At 56.0% G+C, this 7092-nt stretch carries 8 protein-coding genes; 2 read left to right on the top strand and 6 right to left on the bottom strand.

Going from position 1 to position 7092, the window contains the following annotated elements; genetic code table 11:
* Together ACN0RL_RS19440 and ACN0RL_RS19435 are read left to right on the top strand one after the other, a co-directional pair.
* Positions 1-584: acetamidase/formamidase family protein (locus tag ACN0RL_RS19440; RefSeq protein WP_417519815.1), on the top strand; the 584-nt coding region annotated here is incomplete at its 5' end.
* A 5-nt stretch (positions 585-589) separates the two neighbouring features.
* Complete coding sequence (locus ACN0RL_RS19435) at positions 590-943, top strand: FmdB family zinc ribbon protein (RefSeq protein ID WP_144775382.1); 354 nt, start codon at positions 590-592, stop codon at positions 941-943.
* A 72-nt stretch (positions 944-1015) separates the two neighbouring features.
* On the opposite strand, the gene ACN0RL_RS19430 is transcribed toward ACN0RL_RS19435, so the two are convergent.
* The 6 genes from ACN0RL_RS19430 to ACN0RL_RS19405 form a co-directional block, all read right to left on the bottom strand.
* Positions 1016-1333: a CcdB family protein gene (locus ACN0RL_RS19430; protein ID WP_417519813.1), complete on the bottom strand. Its 318-nt coding sequence runs from the start codon at positions 1331-1333 to the stop codon at positions 1016-1018.
* Positions 1333-1578 (bottom strand): type II toxin-antitoxin system CcdA family antitoxin, encoded by a 246-nt coding sequence (locus ACN0RL_RS19425; RefSeq protein WP_417519811.1) that lies wholly within the window; start codon positions 1576-1578, stop codon positions 1333-1335. Before ACN0RL_RS19425 ends, ACN0RL_RS19430 begins: the two co-directional genes overlap by 1 nt.
* 198 nt (positions 1579-1776) lie before the next feature.
* Positions 1777-3900 (bottom strand): type VI secretion system Vgr family protein, encoded by a 2124-nt coding sequence (locus ACN0RL_RS19420; RefSeq protein ID WP_417519809.1) that lies wholly within the window; start codon positions 3898-3900, stop codon positions 1777-1779.
* Between the two features lie 86 nt (positions 3901-3986).
* A complete protein-coding gene (locus ACN0RL_RS19415) occupies positions 3987-4730 on the bottom strand; it encodes a class I SAM-dependent DNA methyltransferase (protein WP_417519807.1) in 744 nt (247 codons plus the stop codon).
* Between the two features lie 93 nt (positions 4731-4823).
* On the bottom strand, positions 4824-6698 hold the full coding sequence (locus ACN0RL_RS19410; protein ID WP_417519805.1) for a protein kinase domain-containing protein: 1875 nt from the start codon (positions 6696-6698) through the stop codon (positions 4824-4826).
* 5 nt (positions 6699-6703) lie between these two features.
* Positions 6704-7092, bottom strand: a 389-nt coding sequence (locus tag ACN0RL_RS19405) for a 2-oxo acid dehydrogenase subunit E2 (protein WP_417519803.1), incomplete at its 5' end; no start/stop codon positions are given.

Raw genomic sequence — 7092 nt, 5'->3', positions numbered from 1 at the left:
CCCGTGAACATGGTGGTAATTGTGACATCAAAGACCTTTCCCGTGGCTCCAAGATCTATTTCCCGGTGTACGTAGACGGTGCCGGCCTGTCGGTAGGCGACCTTCACTTCAGCCAGGGTGACGGCGAGATCACCTTCTGCGGTGCTATCGAAATGGCCGGCTGGATTCACTTGCGGGTTAACCTGATCAAGGATGGCATCAAGAAATACGGCATCAAGAACCCGGTGTTCAAGCCCAGCCCGATCAAGCCGCGTTACGACGATTACGTGATTTTTGAAGGCATCTCCGTAGACGAAGACGGCGGCCAGCATTACCTGGACGTGCACGTGGCTTATCGCCAGGCCTGCCTGAACGCCATCGAATACATGACCAAGTTCGGTTACACCAAGGCCCAAGCCTACGCCATTCTGGGTTGTGCGCCGGTGGAAGGCCACATAAGCGGCGTGGTGGATATCCCGAACGCTTGCGCCACACTTTGGCTGCCAACGGGCATCTTCGATTTCGACATCAACCCCTGCGCTGACGGCCCGAAGAAGATGGTTACCGAGGGAATGGATGTACCGCTGTCGAAAGACAAGGAGTAACAGCCATGCCTGTGTATGACTACAAGTGCCGCGAGCATGGTCTGTTCAACACATTGGCGACCATGGCCGACAGCGCCAAGCCGGCGGAATGTCCCACCTGCAAGGCGCTGTCAGCCAGAGTGATTGTGCTACCACCGGAAATTGCAGCCATGGACCCGGCAAAACGTAAGGCCCAGGACAGGAATGAGCGTTCCCGCCACGAGCCGGTGTTCTCAACCGCCGACCGCCGGGAGAACGACAAAGAACATAGCCGCAGTTGCGGTTGTGGTTCCCCGAAGCCTGGCAAGTCGATGTTGTTCTACACCGCCGACGGGAAGAAAATGTTCCCCTCTATGCGGCCCTGGATGATCAGCCACTGATCGACTGGCCGTTAATGTGTGACTTTTTTGGCCCCTTCGGGGGCTTTTTTCATTTTCCCGCTGAATTAGCTGTCAAATGCCAGTGATCGCGAGGTCCAGAGCTCCAATAATCTGATTTCTGAAGTGCGAGAGGGAACCAACCGGGTTGTTGAGGTGCTTTTCTGGTAAAGAGGAAATTTGCGGGGTTAACAGTAAAAGTTCCTGGTCGTCAAAGCTGATTTCCGGCGTGAGTCCTTCCATGACTTCGGTACCAAAGGCGGAACGTTTTCCCAGAGGGATGACGATGCGAGTTACCAGTTCGCTCAGCATGCTGCTTTGGATATCGACAAGGTAAGGGTAATACGCTTTGCTGGTTCTGCTTGGGTTTGGGTACACATCGAACTGTGCCATCAAAACTCCCTGAATTCGTCGCCGAAGCATCCGTGTTGTTCGACGAACTCATTGTAACTTCTAATAGCCGCGCGATTTTCTTCGACCCATTTGGCAGACTCGAGTTTGGATAGCTCTTCTTTCAGGGCTCGCTCCAGAGTAGCGGACAAGTTAATGTTTAGTTCCCTGGTTTTACGCAGTAAATCGCTATTAATCGAGAGGTTAGCTGCTTTTTTGGGTGCGGCTGCGTTGTAGAGTTCGGCCATCGGAACCTCCAGGTGGCTGTTTGATGAGTAGCTTCAGGTTATGCGCATTGCAGTGCGCATTCAAGCATTTTGCCAACGGCCGTTGTCGTAAGTGCCTGGCGCTTCTGCACGCCGCAAAGCCAAGGTGTTATATGCTCAAAGGAGTGAGTATGGAGTATCTCGCAATGTTGTTGCTGGTTGCTTTAGCCGGATGTTCCTCTAATTGGCCCCCGCCTCGCAGGAGCAAGGTCTAGAGTAACATCGTCCATCAGGTTGCTTGCCACACTGCGCCCTGGCCAGGGCACCTTCCCTGGCAGCTTCACGTAATTTGAATACAGGGCTATGTTGAGGGGCGGCCGCTTGACGGGTCTCAGTTACAGCCAGCATATCGGGGCTGCCACGGTTTGTTTCACCTGCGGCAATGAATGCAGGTGTGTCCGGCGCCTTTGCTGCCACAGTGCTCCCACTCCCCGGCCCACCTCCCGAATTCATCCGCACCAGCGGCCCTGAAATGGTCACGCCACCAGGATCCACTTTCACAAAGCTGCCACCGGCTTTCAGGGTCACTTCCGCACCGGCTTCAATAACGATCTTCATGCCGGCTTTGTGGTGGATTTCGTTGCCGGCTTCGATGAGTTGGGCTTTACCGAATTTGCTGTGGTGGCTGCCGTTAACGGTGAGGCTGAAATCGCTGCCTATCCTCTCCCGGTACTCGCCGTTTACGGTTGCGTGATCGTTGTTTTTGACTTGGGTGAACCGTTCGTTCTCAACGGTCAGGTGGCACTCATTTTTGATGACTTCAGTGCGGTTGTTTTCCGTAAGTAGGTCGAGATCTTTCTGGGCGTGGATATAGATTTGTTCACTATCTGCTTCATCTTCAAAGCGCAGTTCATTGCTGCCTTCACCCTTGTGTGTCCGGGTTTTCAAAGTGGTGCGGGTTTTATGCTCTGGTAGGGAGTAGGGCGGTGTGTTGGTGGCGTGGTGCGTTCTGCCGGTGATGATGGGCTGATCCGGGTCGCCATCAAGAAAGGAGACGATCACTTCGTGGTCGATTCTTGGCAACGCCATAAAACCATATTGCCCGCCGGCCCAGCCTTGGCTTACGCGCAACCATGCGCTGCTGTGTTCATCGCTGCGGCTGTGCCTGTCCCAAGGGAAGCGCACTTTTACCCGGCCAAACTCGTCGCAGTGAATTTCCTCACCGTCAGGGCCAGTAACGATCGCAATCTGCGGGCCGTCCATCAGTGGGCGGTGGTCGCACCGTGGTCGCCAGGTTTTATTGGCTGGAACAGCGCAGAACAGGTTGTGATAGGTGGTCGGCTCAGAGCCGCCTTCTTCTGCGAGTGCCTGGGGTTGCTCGCCCACGTGAGTGATGGCAGTTAACAGCCAGTCGCGGTTTAGCCTGGCGCTGTCATGATTGGTGAGTTCTACCTTGGCGCCGCAGGTGAAATCCGGGCGGTTGCTTTCGCCATTGGCGGTGTTGGCGTCATTTCTGAGGGCGTCCAGCCGGGCCTCGGTAAACGGCTGGCCGCTGGCGTTTGCTTTGAATCGGCCCGGGTAGTCGAAGTGTTGGTAGTCCGGGCGCTGGTTGGTGCTGGCCGCGCTTTGTTCATGCATCAGCGCATAGGCCGGGTTCTTGAAGGTGTAGTCCTTCATGGCTACTGAGGCGGCACGGACTCGCTCTTCGTAGCGGAAGCGGAACACGGCCTGTTGTTTAGCGCTTCCGCCGGCTTTGCCATTGTATTCGGCGGCTGCCAGTCTGGGCGCGTCGCCGTGATGGTCGGCTATGATCAGGCCGGGCTGTCCGTTGCCATCTACGCTGCCGTGCTGGTAACGATAGTGCCAGCCTTCCTCTGCGGCCAGCCGCTCAATAAACGCCAGGTCGCTTTCCCGGTACTGCACGCAGTACTCCCGCTCCTGGGGCCCACGCTTGAGATCAAACACCGAATCCACAACGCCCCGCTCTTCCAGCAGGGTGCGCACGATGGCTCCAGCGGTTTGGGTCTGGAAGATGCGGCTGTTGTGCATCAGCTCCAAACGCCACAGCGGCGGCTGGATGATCACCTCGTAGAGGGTGCGGCGATGGCCTGTGTCGCCCCTGGCAAACTCGTTCACTACACCGGTAAAACGGCGAAGGGGAATGCCATCCTGCCAGACCACCAGGTCTGCGGGCTGTTCCAGTACGTCAGAGCCCTGAATGGCAGGATCGGTGCTGGCCAGGATCAGGCGGCCATGAAAAAGCTCCGAAAGGCTTTCTGTCAGTGCGAAACTGACGACAGAGAACACGTCTGAGGGAAGCTCACCGACACGCGCGGTGAACTGCAATCCGTTTGCCTGAGGCATATCTTCAATCCTTGAAGGTATGTTTATCTGATGATAAATCTGCCCGGAAAGTTACCAGTGCGGGGCTGGAAAATCCAGTAACCGGCTTACGCTTTCACACAAACAAAGATCGCATTTCCCGATGTTTTGTCCCACGGCATGATCTTTTCATAATCGTGCTCAAGAATATGGACGTCGAAAAAGGGCTGCAGAATCTGTAGCAATTCTTCAAAGCTCACAGCCACCATAGGGTGTTCGTCGTTCCATGACTGAGTGATGCTGGCTGTCGTTCTCGAGATGCTGAGTTTGAGGCCTTGCTTCTCGCCCTCTCCGCAGTAATGCCATGCGGAGCGGAAGGTGAACAGGCTATCCCCCCGGGTTACGGTGTGTCGCTCAAACAGGTTGTTATCAATTTTGTTTTTGTCGACGGAGTTAAAGCAAAACACACCACCCGGTTTTAGTGCCCGATGTGCGCTGGCGATGCATTGCTTCAGCTTTTCGATGCCATCGCTGTAGTGGATGGAGTACAAGAAGCAGGTGATCAAATCCAGAGGTTCATCAACTTCAAAATCGCACATATCGCCTAATGAAAACTCTGCTTCCGGGCACCGCTCTCTCGCCTGTTCCAGCATGGGTTGGTTTATATCCAGGCCGCTGCTCTGGTATCCAAAATCAATAAAGTGGCGAATATGAGGGCCGGTCCCGCAGGCCAGGTCCAGGTGCGTGTATCCATCATTGCCGAAAATCTGATGCAACCTTCGAACGCAGTCGCTTTGTGCGCGATAGCCGATATCCGCGCACATCAAGTCGTAATAGCCAGACAGGTCGGTATAAAGGTAATTGGAGGACATGGCAGCCTGCAGTTTTCAGCGGGAAGGCGATATGGCGGCGCATCGTAAACCAATCGAACCTGTTTGCGAAGCGGATAAGTTGCTCGCCGGGAATTAGCTTGCTTCTGAGGCTTCCTGTCTTGGATTTCTGGGGTAATAGCGTTCCGGTAGACGTTCGATGTGCGGGAAGAAGCGGGTGTCCTTGTAGGGCATTTTCATAAAGCCGGATACGCCCAGGCCGGTAATCTGATCTACGGCCGCCAGGATTTCGTCCAGCCGCTGGCGAAACTCGTCTTCCTTCTCAGGATCCAGCAGTCGATATTGACTGTGGATTTTGAGGTGTTTGGGCAGGGCTTCGAAGATGATCATGCCAGTGTGGCGGATGGTATTGAGCGCTTCGAGGGATTTGATGATGGTTTCCGGCAGTACCAGAAACTCTTCCGGGTCCGGCCCGTCTTCAAAGTAGGAGTGCACCCGTGAACGATCTTCCACTTCCGGCGCCGAGCTCACCTGATAAGGCAGTCGCATTTCGGTTGGTGCGATGAACGGTTGCTCTGGATCGTCGCGCTCGATGTGCAGCGTGTCCCGGGCGTTGAACAGGCAGCTTTTGAAGATACCCTGGCGGTAAATTGCCTGGGCCAGGTTGACCATGTTGTTTACGGCTGTGGTGAAGGCGTTTTTAAGTTCCGGATCGTGCAGGTTCAAGGAGGTATCCACGTAAATACCATCAGGCTCCCAGCGCACCGCAAGCCCGCCTTCTACAGGATAACGGCCAAGCCGGCTGACGGCGGCGAGGAACGCTTTTTCGGTTTCTCCCATGCCCTGCATGAAGTTCTTGTAGTAGCGATCGAGCTGCACATCGTTGACGTCGTTCAGGGTTTCGGGCGCGCCTTCCTGGCGCAGAAAGGATTTCCGGGAACTGTACACAACGGTGTCGATTTCCCGTTCGGAAATTCGCGTCCAGATGGGTACCAGGGGTACGGGCGCGGGTTCGGGCAGGTCGATCATCACCGTGCGGCCCATGCGGGGCATCTCTTTAAGGTAATGGTCGCCAGCACGCATTCGCAGAATGGGGTCCGGGTCCAACATGCCTTCCAGCATGCGCGCAAATTCCATGGGCAAACCAAGCGAGGTGGCCGGTATGGCCTGATGGCCAAAGCGGCAGGACTGACCAGAGGCCAGCGCGTAGAGCGTAGCCGCAGCACCCTGTTCATCAAATCTTGGGGATGAGAGGCCGCCATAGAGCTGTTCTTCGCCAATGAAGTAAACGTCGCCCAGGCGGGCGTTGGTTTGCTGCAAGTTGTCGGACATCAGCTCCATCACGCTGGGGCTGAGGAATTGCTGGTTGGCGTCCAGCTGGGCAAACACCGAGGAGCCCCAGTCGATCAGCGCGATATTCTCGGTTTCGGCATCAAATACCAGATTGGATGGTTTGATATCACCGTGCACGATGGGGCGCTGTTCGTTGTCGGATTCGCGCCGCAGGTGGCGCAGGATATCGGCCAACTGATCCGCGATGCGGATAATCAGTCGCGGGCTCAGCCGGCCTTGCTCCAGAGATACTTCCTCCAGATTAAAACCGGGTGCCCGCTCCATAACCAGAATAGGCTGGCTGCCTGCGCGGTGGAAGGCGACCAGGCCGGGCACCCGGGGGTGCTCGACCTGTTCCAGAATATAGGCTTCGTCTTCCAACCGGTCGTGCAGGTGCTGGGGCAGGGTGATGCGGGTGAACTTGAATACATGGTCAAGATCGCGCGCGCCCTCCAGCGGCAGCCTGCCGGCAAACACAAAACCGTAGGCGCCCTTGCCGATCATCGAGATGTCGGCATAGCCCATCTGCCTGAGCTGGGTTGTGCACAGCTCAACCCAGTCTTTCAGCTTTCTCGCATCGTCGTGGCTGAGCAGGTAAACCGACTGCTCTTCCGGGATGTAGAATTGCTGCAGCTGAGCCGGTTGCGGCACCTGCGATGACGGGTCTGGTCGCGCCATTCCGGTCAGCCCATGTGGAGAAGCATGGTTTGTGGTGATTCCAGATAGCTCTTCCACAGATTATTGAATCGGGCGATGGTGCCGCCATCAATAATGCGGTGATCGCCAGCCCAACTGATCGTCATGATCGAACGCTCCACCACTTGGCCGTTGGCATCAAAACGCGGCAGTTTCTGGGTGCGCCCCAGCGCCACAATTGCCACTTCCGGAGCATTGATGATGGGCGAGGCGTAAGTGCCGCCCAGTGCGCCAATGTTGGAAATAGTAATGGTGCCGCCTTTGAGATCCGCCTGGCTTACCCGGCCTTCCCGGGCCGCTTCGGTCAGCCGGGTTACCTCGTCGGCAATCTCCAGCAGGGTAAGCTGGCCCACGTTTTTAACATTGGGCACAAGCA

The sequence above is a fragment of the Marinobacter sp. genome, assembly GCF_048259445.1.
Taxonomy (GTDB): domain Bacteria; phylum Pseudomonadota; class Gammaproteobacteria; order Pseudomonadales; family Oleiphilaceae; genus Marinobacter.
This window is presented reverse-complemented; position numbering and strand designations above follow the sequence as displayed.

Bases quoted from the DNA above. Each gene is read 5' to 3' on its own strand.
- ACN0RL_RS19435 (WP_144775382.1), top strand. From the start codon at position 590: ATGCCTGTGTATGACTACAAGTGCCGCGAGCATGGTCTGTTCAACACA.
- ACN0RL_RS19430 (WP_417519813.1), bottom strand. From the start codon at position 1,333: ATGGCACAGTTCGATGTGTACCCAAACCCAAGCAGAACCAGCAAAGCG.
- ACN0RL_RS19425 (WP_417519811.1), bottom strand. From the start codon at position 1,578: ATGGCCGAACTCTACAACGCAGCCGCACCCAAAAAAGCAGCTAACCTC.
- ACN0RL_RS19420 (WP_417519809.1), bottom strand. From the start codon at position 3,900: ATGCCTCAGGCAAACGGATTGCAGTTCACCGCGCGTGTCGGTGAGCTT.
- ACN0RL_RS19415 (WP_417519807.1), bottom strand. From the start codon at position 4,730: ATGTCCTCCAATTACCTTTATACCGACCTGTCTGGCTATTACGACTTG.
- ACN0RL_RS19410 (WP_417519805.1), bottom strand. From the start codon at position 6,698: ATGGCGCGACCAGACCCGTCATCGCAGGTGCCGCAACCGGCTCAGCTG.